Origin of the sequence: Neobacillus sp. CF12, from assembly GCF_030348765.1 — a bacterium.
In the GTDB taxonomy this organism is placed as follows: Bacteria; Bacillota; Bacilli; order Bacillales; family Cytobacillaceae; genus Neobacillus.
Map to the genome: position 1 here is coordinate 3,088,586 of NZ_JAUCEU010000007.1, position 14,796 is coordinate 3,103,381.

At 37.6% G+C, this 14,796-nt stretch carries 12 protein-coding genes; 2 read left to right on the forward strand and 10 right to left on the reverse strand.

The window, feature by feature from the left end:
- Window positions 1-85 precede the first annotated feature (85 nt).
- The 8 genes from QUG14_RS14650 to uxaC all read right to left on the reverse strand — a co-directional run bounded on the left by QUG14_RS14650 (window position 86) and on the right by uxaC (window position 10,091).
- Window positions 86-1,561 carry an MFS transporter gene (locus QUG14_RS14650; protein WP_289341270.1) on the reverse strand — a complete coding sequence of 492 codons (1,476 nt, stop codon included), beginning with the start codon at window positions 1,559-1,561 and terminating at the stop codon, window positions 86-88.
- 410 nt (window positions 1,562-1,971) lie between these two features.
- On the reverse strand, window positions 1,972-2,835 hold the full coding sequence (locus QUG14_RS14655) for a sugar phosphate isomerase/epimerase family protein (RefSeq protein WP_289341271.1): 864 nt from the start codon (window positions 2,833-2,835) through the stop codon (window positions 1,972-1,974).
- On the reverse strand, window positions 2,832-3,842 hold the full coding sequence (locus QUG14_RS14660) for a Gfo/Idh/MocA family protein (protein ID WP_289341272.1): 1,011 nt from the start codon (window positions 3,840-3,842) through the stop codon (window positions 2,832-2,834). The genes QUG14_RS14655 and QUG14_RS14660 overlap by 4 nt, the downstream gene beginning before the upstream one ends.
- A 66-nt stretch (window positions 3,843-3,908) precedes the next feature.
- The gene (locus tag QUG14_RS14665; RefSeq protein ID WP_289341273.1) at window positions 3,909-5,069 is read right to left on the reverse strand and encodes a Gfo/Idh/MocA family protein; all 1,161 of its coding nucleotides are present in this window, start codon (window positions 5,067-5,069) and stop codon (window positions 3,909-3,911) included.
- A 2-nt stretch (window positions 5,070-5,071) separates the two neighbouring features.
- Window positions 5,072-5,959 carry a sugar phosphate isomerase/epimerase family protein gene (locus QUG14_RS14670; RefSeq protein WP_289341274.1) on the reverse strand — a complete coding sequence of 296 codons (888 nt, stop codon included), beginning with the start codon at window positions 5,957-5,959 and terminating at the stop codon, window positions 5,072-5,074.
- Between the two features lie 33 nt (window positions 5,960-5,992).
- Window positions 5,993-6,862, reverse strand: a complete 870-nt coding sequence (locus QUG14_RS14675; protein WP_289341275.1) for an AraC family transcriptional regulator — start codon at window positions 6,860-6,862, stop codon at window positions 5,993-5,995.
- A 265-nt stretch (window positions 6,863-7,127) separates the two neighbouring features.
- Window positions 7,128-8,540 (reverse strand): NADP-dependent phosphogluconate dehydrogenase, encoded by a 1,413-nt coding sequence (gene gndA, locus QUG14_RS14680; protein ID WP_289341276.1) that lies wholly within the window; start codon window positions 8,538-8,540, stop codon window positions 7,128-7,130.
- Between the two features lie 147 nt (window positions 8,541-8,687).
- Window positions 8,688-10,091, reverse strand: coding sequence for a glucuronate isomerase (gene uxaC, locus QUG14_RS14685; RefSeq protein ID WP_289341277.1), 1,404 nt, complete (start codon window positions 10,089-10,091; stop codon window positions 8,688-8,690).
- A gap of 237 nt (window positions 10,092-10,328) precedes the next feature.
- Between uxaC and QUG14_RS14690 the strand changes: the two genes are divergently transcribed.
- Window positions 10,329-11,522: an ROK family transcriptional regulator gene (locus QUG14_RS14690; RefSeq protein ID WP_289341278.1), complete on the forward strand. Its 1,194-nt coding sequence runs from the start codon at window positions 10,329-10,331 to the stop codon at window positions 11,520-11,522.
- A 153-nt stretch (window positions 11,523-11,675) separates the two neighbouring features.
- On the opposite strand, the gene QUG14_RS14695 is transcribed toward QUG14_RS14690, so the two are convergent.
- Window positions 11,676-13,085, reverse strand: a complete 1,410-nt coding sequence (locus tag QUG14_RS14695; protein WP_289341279.1) for an MFS transporter — start codon at window positions 13,083-13,085, stop codon at window positions 11,676-11,678.
- A gap of 390 nt (window positions 13,086-13,475) precedes the next feature.
- Here QUG14_RS14695 and QUG14_RS14700 point away from each other — a divergent pair, with 390 nt between their 5' ends.
- Window positions 13,476-13,994 (forward strand): DinB family protein, encoded by a 519-nt coding sequence (locus QUG14_RS14700; protein ID WP_289341280.1) that lies wholly within the window; start codon window positions 13,476-13,478, stop codon window positions 13,992-13,994.
- A 127-nt stretch (window positions 13,995-14,121) separates the two neighbouring features.
- Here QUG14_RS14700 and QUG14_RS14705 read toward each other — a convergent pair whose 3' ends face one another.
- Window positions 14,122-14,730 (reverse strand): exonuclease domain-containing protein, encoded by a 609-nt coding sequence (locus QUG14_RS14705; protein WP_289341281.1) that lies wholly within the window; start codon window positions 14,728-14,730, stop codon window positions 14,122-14,124.
- Between the last annotated feature and the right edge of the window lie 66 nt (window positions 14,731-14,796).

Genomic DNA, 14,796 nt, shown 5'->3' on the forward strand with positions numbered 1-14,796 from the left:
AACCAATTCACGTAAATAAACGGTGAATTGGTTTTTTTATGCAAAAAAATCCTAGCAATATGCCAGGATTTCAAATTCCGCTCGATTAAATTGCAACTTTATTGTCTTTTTTCCCTTTCGCCTTCATTTCGGCAATACCAGACTGAATTTTTTCCATTTCTTTATTATCTAGTTTATAGAATTTCATGGCTGTTATCGACACTACCAAACATAATGCAGGTAAGCCGAATGCTACTAATAACGTGATAACAAACAATGGTGTTGTTAAGGCTTCCCCAACCTCAGGGAATTTTTCTTTGTATCCAATGATACCAACCATGGCACCAACGATTGTTGGGGCTAAAGATGAAACCAGTTGATCGATGAATGAGAAGATCGTGCCCATCATTCCTGGTACATAACGTCCAGATTTATGTGTTTCATAGTCTGAAACATCGGCAATCATTGGAACAACAAGCGTTGTTGGAATACTTGAAAAGCCAATTGCTAAAGAATATAAGACTAAGAAAACTATAGTCGCAATTCCAATATTAGATAGTGAAACTGCAGCAGGTTCAATTAGTAAGAAAAGAGCAATCAAACCCAAGTAGGATAGCATCCCAATCCAAGCCGAACTAATATAGGATTTCTTTAAACCTGTCTTTCTTGCAATTCCAACTACTAAGAATGTAATCAACAAGGTTGGTACCAATGTAATGAGCCCTATTTTTCCGCTTAATGCATAATCTCCTAGCAAAATACCAAACATCATAACTCCGACAACGGAATAACGACCGATACTAGTTGCTAGTTTATCAAAGGATGCCGATAGAGAAAGCATTTGTAATGGTCTGTTTCCTTTTATAACACCCCAATATTCACGAAGAGAAGTTTGAGTTCCTTCTTCAGCTAATCCATAGTATTCCTTCTTATCTTTAGACCAAATACCCACGATTGCTAGTACCGCAAATCCTGCAGATAGTAGAAGTCCATAGCTATTTAATTCCGTAAATAAACCAAGATTAAATCCACCGTGCTTTGCCATTAGAAATGCAGAAACGAAAATTTGTCCGCCAGTGAAAAGTGCTGCATTATAGATTCCATCAAAAATTGCATATAATGGGCGCTGCTTTGGATCATTCGTTAATACCGTTTGCGCAGCTTTTGTCACGCTCGTTTGCAATGAATAACCGATTTTATTCACAATTAACATCGCAGTAAAGAAAAGAAATTGTGTACCCTCTGGTAAATGATGAGTAACATTATAGATGATTAATATGGTACCAGCAGAAATGATATTACCTATTACAATTAGCGGCGTAAACTTACCAAATTTACCCTCTGTCTTATCAATAATAAAGCCAATCGCAGGATCGATGATACCATCGAATAACCGTGCAGCCATTAATAGCGAACTTACCAGCATTACTGCGAGCCCAGCTATACCAGTGGCATAATAAGTGACAAATCCTAATACAAACATATGGAGATTTGTTGAGGTATTATTTAATGTAAATAAACCAATTTGCCATAATTTCGCTGTGTTGTATTGATTACTATTTTTCACTTTTGCACTTGACATGATTTCGCCCCCTTAATTATAAAACGCTTTCATTCTTTTGAATACTTTTAAAATTCTTTACCCAAATATCCCCTGTTTCCAGCAACAAACCTAGATGTTTCTAAAAAACAATACACCTTTACTTGCCACCCCTTGTTATGAAACCCCTTACATTCTTAGTTAAAAAAATATAATTGCTCGTAAACTATTATTCTATTTTTTAATTAGTTTAATGAACTAACTATTAAATAAAGAATATCATCTCTGTAACTTGTAGTCAATAGATTTTTTAATTTTCTAAATTTTTCGTTGATAGAATACCTTTTTTTCTATAGAAATACATGCTAGGACTATACACCTACTATATTTTTCTAATAAAAAAAGACAGTGAACTTCCACTGCCTTTTTCGGGTTTTATTTATTTCAATATATTAAAACCAGTCAGCATATCCTAGCTCTCTTAAGTGGTTAGCTGAGTCTCTTAGACAATCAAATGGATCGCGTCCATATAAATCATCCTGCTCAACTAAGAAGTACTGTGAGCCGCTTTCTAGGCCAGCTTCAATAATCGCTTTGAGGTCCAGGCTTCCTGCTCCTAGTTCCGCAAATTGGATTACATTATTGAATGCATTGAAGAACTTAGCCGGCTCAAATCCACCTTCTAGTACACTTACATCAAATTGTCCGATGCGGTAGTCTTTCAAATGGATTAAAGAGATACGGCCTGCATAATTCTTTAATACTTCAACAGGATTTAGCCCGCCGCGATGAATCCAGTGAACATCCATTTCAAAGCCAATTTTAGAAGTATTGTTCTTGATAATATCTAATAGATACTCCCCATCATATTTTTGGAACTCAATATGGTGGTTATGGTAGTACAATTCAATGCCGTGCTCTGCTAATTTCTCTGCTACCTCATCACACTTCTGAACAAACTCCATAATCTTGTCTTTATGACCGATTGTTGTAATTGGAAGCATACCGATACGCAGGAAGTTACAGTTTAATGTCTTACAATCGCTTACAATTTTGTCGAAATCATTGGATAGTGTTTCGCCTGGCATACCTGGCATCATTGGCTCTAGAGCAGCAGAAAGGGCAGCAATTTTGATATCAAAGTCTTCACTTGCTCTTTTTAACTCTGCTACATTCTCGGCTGTCATAGGAATTTGTGATACTTCTACAGCCCCATAGCCAAGCTCTCTTACTTGTCTTAAAGTCTCATAAACACCCAGCTCTTCTACTTTGCCTTTTAGCATCATCATCTGAACGCCGATTTTTCCCTTATTCATTGAAATACCTCCATTTTTACTGATTGTTTTTTCTCTGATGACAGGTGAATACCATCAATGATTGCAATGGATGCAAGTGCATCTTTTGCATGAATATAGTCATCTGTGTTTTCGGTAATAGCGGAATAGAATTGATTAATTGTTTTTGCATGACTAGCCCCGTAATAATGCTTTGAACCTGGCAGCTTCGCAACCTCCATCAATTCTTCTTTTTCCCCTGCCTCATTTACTCTAGTTAGGATGCTATCTTTGATGATAAACCTAACCTTTTCAAAAAGAACCTCAAGTTCAACACTAGAATTATCTGCATTTGCATTGGTAGCAAAGAATAATCCCTTAGCACCATTTTTAAACTGGATACGGGCGGAAGCTGTATCTTCTACTTCGATGTTATAATCCAATAGCTGATCAACTGAACCTCTAATTGATTCAATTTCACCGCCAACCAGCTGCATGAGGTCTAACGTATGCAGTGCTTGATTGATCATCACTCCACCGCCGGCATATTTCCACTGCCCGCGCCACGGTTGGACGTCATAGTATTGTTTTGGTCTAAACCATGCTACGAGACCCTTGACCCCTTTGATAGGACCATATTCTCCAGAGCTAATAATCTCATGAAGTTTTTCAAATGATTCATTGTTTCGATTTTGCAGACAGACACCAATATTAATGTCCTTATATTCTTCCTCTAGTTTCACCAAAGCAAGTCCCTCTTCCGTGTTCAAGCCCAATGGTTTTTCTAGAAATACATGAACACCTTTTTCTACACAAGCCTTCGTAACAGGATAGTGTAGATAATGAGGCAGACAGATATGAACACAATCCAAGTCTTCCTTTTCTAGCATTTCTTCATAGTTCCTGTAAAAGTTTGCTCCTGGTACGGCATTCGATAATGTATCATCACTATCACAGACAGCAGTCAACTCAGCATTTGGGTTCGCTTTTATCGCTGGAATATGGATTTGTGAAATCGTCCCCAGCCCTATAACGGCAACTTTCAACATTTACTTCTCCCCTTTTTGAAACGAACTCAAAGCTGTATTAGCGATGAGTTCGTTTTAGGTGATCAATTACTTTCTAACCGGATATTTACCTTCTTCAGCAATACGTTTATTTAATTCTTCCAGGAATAAATCTTCATCAAATGGTACTTCGATTTCCTTGCCTAACCAGCTTGACAGGTGCATGGCATTTGCAAGTCTGACACCATTAATTCCGTCACTGCCAGGAGCTAATAATGGTGTACCTTCTACAATCGCAGAAGCAAAGTCCTCTAATACAGCAATGTGCTGTTCGCCCCAAACATTGCCAAAATCAAGTACTTCCTCAGAGAAAACATCATCTTGGCTGCCGCCCATGAAAATTTTCATGACATCTTGCATGCTCATCGTTGCGCTCATTTCACTTTCAGGTTTTACAAGACGTTTGATCGTTACTTTCTTACTGTTATCTACAATAATTTTCCCTTTATCACCAACGATTTCTAAACGGTCTGTCCCTACTACATCGTGTGTACGAGTTACAAATACACCAGTAGCACCATTTCCATAATCAAATACTGCAGTCACATCGTCCTCAACCACAATATCTCTTTGAGAGCCATAGTTTACTTTTGCATAGACCTTTTTCGGCATGCCGCAAATCCATTGAAGCAAGTCGATTTGGTGTGGCGCTTGGTTTACAAGGACACCACCGCCTTCTCCGCCCCAAGTTGCTCTCCATTCACTTTGATCGTAGTACCCTTGAGGTCTCCACCAGGTAGTAATAATCCAGTTGGTACTGCGAATGCTGCCAATTTCACCATTATCAATTATTTCTTTTACTTTTTTATAAAGTGGATTTGTACGCTGGTTAAAGAAGATAGCAAACTTAAGTTCAGGCTTTGACGTTGCAAAGTCGTTTAACTCTTTAACTTGTTTTGTATAAACACCAGCTGGTTTTTCCACTAATGCATGAATGTTTCTTTTTAGTGATTCGATTCCCATTTCAGGATGGAGATAATGCGGAACAGTTGTAACAACTGCATCTACATCTCCGCTTTCAAGCATATCGATATAATTATCGTAGAAAGGAACACCAGGATACTTCTCTTCTGCCACTTGTTTTTTAGCAGGATCATTATCACAGATTGCACCAACCACCATGTTTTTAACTTTGCCTTCAGAAATGAAATTTGCGTACATACCGCCTTCTGCACCTAGTCCAATAATCCCTAATCTTACATCAGCCATAATTAAATTTCCTCGCTTTCAATTGTTTTTAGAATTTCTAAAAGTACTTCATATTGAAGTTTGTAACCTCCGGCACCATCCAGCCCTTTGTTGTCCTTAATGATCTCGGTCGCATCTTCAAGCTCTAAATCCTTTAGAGAATCAAAGAGAACGAGATGTGGCTCAAGTGTTAAAAATCCTTTATAGCCGCTCTTAATAAACTGAGCTAGTAATTCAGGGATTTTACCATCGCCAGTTCCGCAGACAACGTTTTGACTATCTGACGTTACGGCATCCTTTATGTGTATATAAACAATCTCATCCTTTAAGAGATCGTAACACTCCTGTGTATCTTCACCGCACTGCACGAAATTAGCAAAGTCGAAGATCCCTTTAAAGTACGGAGAACCTACTTCTGTTAAAATTTCATGACAGCGTTTACCGATATCACCAAAGATATCCTTTTCATTTTCATGCAGTAAAATCACATTGTATTTTTCTGCAATGTCAGCGAATTCTTTTATCTTGCTAACAACTTGATTACGATATTGGTCTGCATCTTCACCCTTAGGAATATAGAAGCTGAAGATTCTCATATATTTGCAATCAAGCAAGTTGCTAATTTGGCAAAGCATGTCCAGCATAAGCTTCTGTTTAGCAAAGCCTTCTTCATCATTGATGAAGACCTTACCAATTGGTGAGCCGATGGAAGAAACACGAATTCCAGCTTTTTGCAATCTTGGCTGCACTGTTTCTTTGATTTCATCAACAGTAAAATCACCGATATTCTTCCCATCAATGCCGCGTAACGAAATATATTTCATCCCTAAATTAGAGACAACCTCAAGCTGGGTATCGAAATCAGATGAGATTTCATCTGAAAATCCGGAAATCAGTAAATCTTGATTCATTTTTTCTTTTCCTCCTTATTCCTAGGAATATGGTTACCTTCGTTCCTGTTTCTTTTTACGATACTGTGATGGAGTGGTGCCGACCTTCTCTTTAAAAAAACGGCTGAAATGGGCAACACTCTCAAAGCCTGTTGCACGTGACACATCTGTAAGTGATTGATCAGGCTCCATTTCTAACAAATACTTTACCTGGTTAAGCCGGCAAGCCATCACATATTCCATCACCGTAAAACCAGTGACTTCTTTAAAGACATGCGAAGCATAATACTTACTCAAACTTAACTCCTCTGCAATTCTGTCTAAACTAATTTTCTCTGCATAATGCTCATTAATCCATGAGGCTATGGATTCGGCATGGAGTTCTTTTTCCGACCTTTTACTACTTACTTGAGATAATTCCTTTTGACTTCTTTTGAATATCCCCATTAACAACTGAATTAACTCAAGTTTTACTTCAGCTTCCAGAAGCTCATTTTTCTTACCTGTCCGCTGCATTTCATCATCAATATGCGTAAGCGAGCAGGTTATTTCCTTTATCCTGCCATCAACAAATTGTCCAAATTCATCGTAACCTGTACGAAGCAAGCAATTATTAAGTTTTTTAAACGGATCTAATAGATTTGGGACTCCAAGTCCATTTAGTGATTCTTGCAGCCATGTAGGTGAAAAATGAATCATACTTCTTGTATACGTACTGTCTGTCCCAGGATTGGCTTTATGCAACGTCATACCATCTAAAAGGATGATATCCCCAGGCTGCAACTCGTAAATCCGATTGTTAATTAAATACTTACAGTCACCTGAGTGAAAAAAATAAATCTCATATTCTTGATGTGAGTGAAAATTAAAGTTGTGAAAGTCAACACCTTGAACCCGGTATAAACCGTATATCCACTCATCCATTATTCTTTTTCTAAATAAGGAGCTCGTTAACTTTTCGATAGATTCCACACCCTTATAAGTAAGCGTTAACATCTTTATTTGTTAACTGAACATATTTATATTATATTGCAGATAGCCGCATAATACATTCTCCAAAACTGCTCAGTATTTATTATTATTTGACTGATATTGCTTTTTTATTTTACCTTTTGAGACAAATAAAAAAGGAGACAATCTTAGCATTAGGGCTAGTTTTGTCTCCTTTTGAACCTTGTTTGTGGAACTATTATTCCATCCAGTTTGTATGGAATACTCCGTCTTTATCAATACGTTGATACGTATGTGCACCAAAATAGTCACGTTGAGCTTGTAAAAGATTCGCTGGAAGTGTTTCAGTACGGTAGCTGTCATAATAAGCAATTGCGCTTGCAAAAGATGGAACTGGGATTCCACGTTCAATTGCAACGGCAAGAACTTGACGTAATGGCTGCTGGTAGTTTTCAACGATTTCTTTAAAGTATGGATCTAATAATAAGTTTCTTAATTCCGGATCACGATCGTAAGCATCTTTAATTTTTTGTAAGAATTGAGCACGGATGATACAGCCGCCGCGGAAAATCATTGCAATATCGCCGTAACGAAGATTCCAATCATATTCTTCTGACGCAGCGCGCATTTGAGCAAAACCTTGTGCATAAGAAACAATTTTACTCATATATAATGCTTTACGTACTGCTTCAATTAGCTCTTCTTTATTACCATCGAAGTTACGAACTTCTGGCCCAGATAGAACCTTGCTTGCCTTAATACGCTCATCCTTCATTGCTGAAATAAAGCGGGCAAATACGGATTCAGTGATGATTGGCAGCGGAACACCTAAATCAAGTGCATTTTGGCTTGTCCATTTACCTGTACCCTTTTGACCAGCAGTATCAAGGATTAAGTCAACCATCGGTTTACCTGTTTCCTCATCTACTTTTGTAAAGATATCAGCAGTAATTTCAATCAGATAGCTGTCTAGTTCACCTTTATTCCACTCAGCAAATACCTCGTGAAGTTCTTTTGCATCTAATCCTAGTACATTTTTCAAAATAAAGTAGGCTTCACAAATCAATTGCATGTCACCATATTCAATACCATTGTGGACCATTTTTACATAGTGGCCTGCACCGTTTGGACCGATATACGTACAGCAAGGATCGCCTTCCACTTTAGCAGAAATTGCTTCAAGGATCGGCTGTACAAGCTCATAAGCTTCTTTTTTACCGCCAGGCATAATAGAAGGACCTTTTAACGCGCCTTCCTCTCCACCTGAAACTCCCGTTCCGATGAAATGGAATCCTGCAGTTTCTAGTTCCTTATTACGTCTGATTGTATCTTGGAAGAATGTATTTCCTCCATCGATTAGAATATCGCCTTCTTCAAGAAATGGCTTTAAAGAATCAATGGTAGCATCTGTTGCAGTACCTGCTTTAACCATTAATAAAATTTTGCGAGGTTTTTCTAAAGAATGAACAAATTCTTCAACTGTACGTGCGCCAACAAAGTTCTTTCCTTCAGCTTCGTTCTTTAAGAACTCTTCTGTTTTGTCATAAGAACGGTTGAAAACAGCAACAGAATAACCGCGGCTTTCAATATTTAACGCAAGGTTCTTACCCATTACTGCCAAACCTACTACACCAATTTGTTGTTTAGACATTTTACTATCCCTCTTTCTCCTAATCCTATTTAGCAATGTTCACTCGCACTTTTGTAAAACACTTCATGATATTGCTAGATGATTCGACATAATATTCGTAATAAACATACCAATTCTGTATCTTGAAGTCCAGTAACTGTATCTGAATTAACGCTCTAAGAAATACTTTTCCGCATTATTGTACCCAATATTTCTTACCATTTGCTCAAGGTATTCCATATCATTAGGTGCTAGTCCTCTTTCTACCCAATCACCTACTAGGTTACAAAGAATACGGCGGAAGTATTCATGACGTGCATATGAAAGGAAGCTGCGTGAATCTGTCAACATACCAATAAAATGGCTTAACAGACCTACGTTTGCAAGATCCTTCATTTGTCTTTCCATTCCATCGATATGGTCGTTAAACCACCAGCCAGAACCAAACTGAATTTTACCAGGAACGCCTTCTTCATAGAAGTTCCCCATCATACCTGCAAGAACTGGATTATCTTTAGGATTTAGGTTAAACAATACAGTTCTTGGCAATGCATTTTGCTGCTCCAATGTATCAAGGAAACGGGACAAGCCTTCAGCAAAGTTAGATTCACCAACTGAATCAAAGCCAGTATCTGTTCCGATAAGCTCTTTCATTTTTGTATTGTTATTTCTAATGGCACCCATATGAAGCTGCATGACCCACTGTTTTCCAGCATACATTTTTCCAAGCTCAGTTAATAAGAACCAACGGTAAGCAATCAATTCCTCGTTCGAAAGCTGCTCGCCACTTACGCGCTTATTGAAAATAACTTCAATTTCTTCCTTCGTTGTTTCTACATACTCCATTTTTTGAATATCATGATCGGACGCACGACCGCCATTTTCATGGAAGTAGTCTACACGTTGTTGCAATGCCTTCAAGAAACCTTCAAGTGAATCTACTTTAATTCCAGAAACCTCTTCTAATTTCCGGGTCCAGCTAATAAATGTAGGACGTTCGATGAACAATGCTCCATCAGGACGGAAAGTCGGTGCAATAATGGGAGCAAACGTATCATCATTCTTTAATAAACGATGGTATTCCAATGTTGAATTCGGGTCATCCGTAGTTCCAATAAATTTAACATTTGATTTCGCAATAAAAGCTCTCGCTGTGTAATCTGAAGTTTTTAACTTTTCATTGCATTCATCGTAAATTTCACGGGCTGTAGATGGGCTGAGTAATTTTTCAATTCCAAAGAACATTTTCAACTCCATGTGAGTCCAATGATAAAGCGGGTTACCAATTAGGTTTGGTACCGTTTCTGCCCATGCTGAGAATTTCTCCCAATCAGTTGCATCGCCCGTAATGTATCTCTCGCCAATTCCATTCATACGCATCGTACGCCATTTATAATGGTCTCCACCTAGCCATAATTGAGTAATATTCTCATAGGACTTATTTTCCCAAACCTCTTGTGGATCTAGGTGACAGTGGAAGTCAAAAATCGGTAAACCAAGAGCTGCATTTTCATATAATTTAATGGATGTTTCTGTATCTAGCAAGAAGTCTTTGTCTAAAAAGTTTTTCATTCGATACCCTCCAGTTACTTCTATTTTCTGTAAACCCTTACAAATTTATTAAATAATTTCGTGAATAAGATTTATTAATTTGTTTAGTAAACAAATTAATTACATTACTAACTTATCATGTTTAATTTGTTAAGTCAATTGACAGTTTATATTTTTTTAAACTCCTAAGAGACCTAAATGAAATAACCTGTTATACTATTGTTATAGTAGAAAAGCTGCTCGAAATGGAGGATATAAATGATTACCGGTGACGCGTCATATATAAAAAAAATCAATCGCTCGATTATTCTCAGAGAGATTGTCAAAGAAGGTTTAATTTCTAGGGCAGATTTATCAAAAGTAACAGCACTTACACGTGCGACCATCTCGGCACAAGTTGCAGACTTATTAGACGAAGGATTAATAATAGAAACACAGCTTGAGCATTTTACCGTTGGTAGAAAGCCTATAATGCTTTCTTTAAATAGTGAGGCAGGTTATGCACTTGGAATTGACCTGGATTTTGACCATATTTCTTTTACAGTTTCAGATCTTAGTGGTACTCCTGTAAACTCCAAAAGGATTGAAACCAATACGACAGACTACGCGGAGATTTTGAATCTCTTAATTGAGCATATAAAAGTGTATAAATCTGAATACGCTTACAGCCGATATGGAGTTATTGGAATCGTTATTGCCATACATGGTTTAGTTGGAAAAGATGAAACAATTCATTATGTACCACGTTTACGCTGGAATAACATTACTCTTAAGAATGATATTGAAAGTCAAATAGACATCAACGTGCATATAGAAAACAATGCGAATCTAAGTGCTTTTGCTGAACGGGTATATGTGCATCATGAAACAGATAACTTACTCTCTGCCACGCTTTATTCCGGTATAGGTTTAGGCATGATGATGAACAATGAGTTTTTCCGCGGTCATGATGGATTTGCTGGTGAGATTGGCCACATGATTGTTGTCCCAAATGGAATTCAATGCAATTGTGGTAATAAAGGCTGTTGGGAACGATATGCCTCAGAAAATGCTATATTCAAGCATTTAGCAGATACAATGCAAATCAATGCTGTGACGTACGAAGATATCCAAAAATGGCTTGATGAAGGTGACGAAGAAGTACATCAATTGATGGAACAATTCATTTACTACCTCTCAATTGGTCTAAATAATATGATCAATATGTACAATCCTGATGTGCTTGTGCTTGATAGCGAGCTATTGCGCATGTATCCGAATTCTCTCGATAAAATAAGAGGAAACTTAAATTCTTCCATTAGCCATTACCGCGCGCTCCAAATATCTTCAATCGGAAGAAACTCTGCTCTTCTTGGAGCATGTGCGCTTGCAATAAAGCACTTCTTGGAAGTCCCGATGTTAAACTTAAATTATCATAGTGAACCAAATAAAAATGCAAGCGTTAACATCTAATACTAGAGTGAACGATTTGAAGCAAAAATTCCCTTTCAACTTTTGAAAGGGAATTTTTTTAAAAAGATAAATCGCCGACTCACTACTACTATATGTATTACAAAAAAAGATAAGGTTGTTATGAGCAGTCATAACAACCTTATCTTTAAGTAACTATTTCGCTTTTCTTTTTGCTGCTAAATCAAGTGCAAGCTGCTCTGTACGCTTTTTGTTTAATGGATATAAGAATACAATCATTAGGAATACTACGCCTAGTACAACTGCAGGTACTAAAGTACCGAGTGTATGAATTCCACGTAACGTTTCCTCTGTTTGCGTTTGGGCACCTGCAGTGTAACCTACTGCTGCAATCACTGCACCACCAACACCACCGGCAACCGCTTGACCAATTTTTCGAGCCATTGAATAGATTGAGTAAACAGTTCCATCTTCACGCAAACCAGTTAAATATTCATGATAATCAATTACATCTGTAACAAATGCCCAAACAACAAGGTTGAACACACCATAACCAACCATTGCAACTGTTAAAATACCGATAAATTGCATTTCTGAAATATTTGGAAGGAAATATAGAACACCGTAAACAAGAGTAGCTAATAATAAACCACCTGAAGCCACTTCTTTTTTACCAAATTTCTTTACTAATGGCTGCACAAATGGCATAGCCACGAATACTGCAACTGATTGAAGCAAACCAACCATACTTAACGCTTTAGCATTTCCGAAATAATCCTTAAATAGATATACGTTTACTGTACCAATTAACATAAAGACAACCATGAATGTTAAAGCAGCAACCAGGAACACCATTAATGGTTTGTTTTTAACTAGACCCTTCATCGTTTGGCCTAAGTTCACCTTTTGTTTATTACTTTCATCCATTGTAATACGTTCAATAGATAGTTTATAGCAAGCCATGTAACAAGCAATTGCAAGACCACCGAAAAGTAATGCAGCGATTAGGAAGCGATTCGCATCCGGTCTATTGTTAACAAACAAAATCATTGGGCCAGCCACGTTTATAATTAGACCTGCTAGGTTCGCACCTAATGTTCTCCAACTTGATAAAGCTGTACGTTCAACAGGATCAGCTGTGATGACAGAAGCCATTGAGCCATAAGGAATATTAACAGTGGAATATAATGTTCCCCAGATAATATACGTTATATATGCATAAGCAAGGTAAAATCCATCAGACATGCCAGGAATTGTTACGAACATCAAGATACCTGAGATAACAAGCGGGAATGACATTCTAAAAATCCATGGTCTAAATTTCCCTTGTGCTGTTGCCTTTCTAGTATCAATGAAACGGCCCCACGTTACATCAGCAAAAGCGTCCCAAAGACGTGCGATCATGAACAATAATCCGACTTGGGCTGGATTGATACCGAATATATCTGTGTAGAATACCATCAAGAAAGCTGCTACTAGAATAAAGAAGAAATCGTTTCCAAAATCACCGAATAAATAACCTAACTTATCTTTCATGCCAAATGGGCGTACTGCTTTCCCACCATTTTGTGGGGTTTCTACTTTCTGTTGTAGTGCTCTGGCCATCATTAACCCTCCTATTAGATCGAACTATAATAAAAAATATAAACCCTTTAAATAATTGCTAAGACGATTTGTTGCTTATTTTATGAATCCCTTTACAAAAATACACATTGCCTATTTTTTTAACTTCTCGAGAGTGTTAGATATTCCTGATTAATTTGTTTAATGAACTAACAAACTAACTGTATACATAGAATATCACCCTCGACAAAATCCGTCAATAATATTTTGTAAGCGTTTTGCATTTTTTTTACTTTATTAACTTTCCAACTTTAAACAAATATGCTTCTATACTTAGCGATTCAATCATCTTTAATAGTGTGTTAGGATTAATTTAGAAATGAAGATACTTCCAAATACTAGCTGTATAATTTGAGAGGAGAGAAAAAATCAATGCTTAAACGTCCCGAAAAAAATGAGTATCCCGATTATTATGTACCGTATGTTGACCTAGTTCCTGAAGATGGCTTGTTACAACTATTGAAGGAAAATCTTCAAAAGACTGTTTCTCTTTTTGATAACATTTCAGAAGAAGAGGGTTTACATTGCTATGCTCCAGGCAAATGGAGTATTAAAGAAGTGCTCGGCCACATAACAGATACCGAAAGAATCATGAGCTACCGCCTTTTACGTGTAGCCCGAGGCGATCAAACACCTCTAGCAGGATTTAACGAAAACGATTATGTCCAAGCAGCACAAACAAACAACCTATCATTGAAAACCATCCTAGAAGACTTCAAAGCAACACGAAACGCCACCATCAGCCTTATCCAAAACATCCCGGCACAAGCGTGGGAAAACACAGGAAACGCAAACGGAATGGCAATCACCACAAGAGCCATCGCCTACATCATCGCCGGACATCAAATGCACCATTGTAAAATCGTTGAAGAGAGATATTTGAAAAAATAACGGTGCCTCGGTGCCTGTCACCGCTCGTGGACACTGTCCACCTCAGGCGGACATTCAAATGAAAATTCATAAAAAAACAGACCAAACCTCAGAAGGTTTGGTCTGTTGCTTTTGGTTTTGTGCGCATTTATCCCATTTTGGTTCGTGTGGCTGCTGGCTGGTATTTTCTCATTGGTCCATTTTCGAGGACTTCTTGAAGATAGAGATTTCCGTTTGGACTTGTTTTCTTGAGCAAGTCCATGAGGTATGTAATATCATCAAGTGCTCTATGGGTTTGGTGATTGGTAATTTGGTGTGCTTGCAATAGTGTTAACAGTTTTCCATTAGGAAAGCCATAGTTCTTCCATTTAACACCCCTCATTGTACAATACCATTTTAAATCATTTACTTCTGGGTACATATGAAAGAGAAAACTGCGGTCAAAGGAAGCGTTGTGAGCAAAGACAGAATCCGCACGATGAAAGTAAGTTTTGATCTTACCATCTGTGAAACTCTTCCCTGCCACCAACTCATATGGAATACCGTGAATCTGGTAGGCCCGGTCATAATTCCTTCTAGCAGAATTTGAGAGTGGTTCTCTTAAGAAGGAATCTTCTTCAATAATTTCTTGAACCTCCCCTGTATCAGTACGATAGGAAAACAATTTCAATGCTAGTTCTATTACCTCATCCGTAGTCGGTCCTAAACCTGTAGTTTCAACGTCGACTACTAAACCCAACTGCTCATTTTTACGCATAATCTCATTCCTTTGATCAAGATATTACTACCATTATAACATCTTATTAAAAAAAGAAGACCAGCC